The sequence below is a fragment of the Nocardia sp. No.11 genome, assembly GCF_038752175.1.
GTDB lineage: Bacteria > Actinomycetota > Actinomycetes > Mycobacteriales > Mycobacteriaceae > Nocardia > Nocardia canadensis.
The window spans coordinates 1-320 of record NZ_JBCGFB010000294.1; the positions used below are offsets into that span (position 1 = coordinate 1).

The 320-nt window shown below is 52.5% G+C and carries 1 rRNA gene; it reads left to right on the forward strand.

The window, feature by feature from the left end:
• Positions 1-43: 43 nt before the first annotated feature.
• Positions 44-320: ribosomal RNA gene (locus V8688_RS32115) — 23S ribosomal RNA — on the forward strand; the annotation flags it as partial.

A 320-nucleotide genomic window follows, 5' to 3' on the forward strand; every position in this document is an offset into this window, starting at 1 on the left:
GTGTGTTGTTTGAGAACTGCACAGTGGACGCGAGCATCTTTGTTAGTAAGTGTTTAAGAGCGTACGGTGGATGCCTTGGCACCAGGAGCCGATGAAGGACGTAGGAGGCTGCGATAAGCCTCGGGGAGCTGTCAACCGAGCTGAGATCCGAGGATTTCCGAATGGGGAAACCCAGCACGAGTGATGTCGTGTTACCCGCATCTGAATATATAGGGTGTGTGGAGGGAACGTGGGGAAGTGAAACATCTCAGTACCCACAGGAAGAGAAAACAACAGTGATTCCGTGAGTAGTGGCGAGCGAAAGCGGATGAGGCTAAACC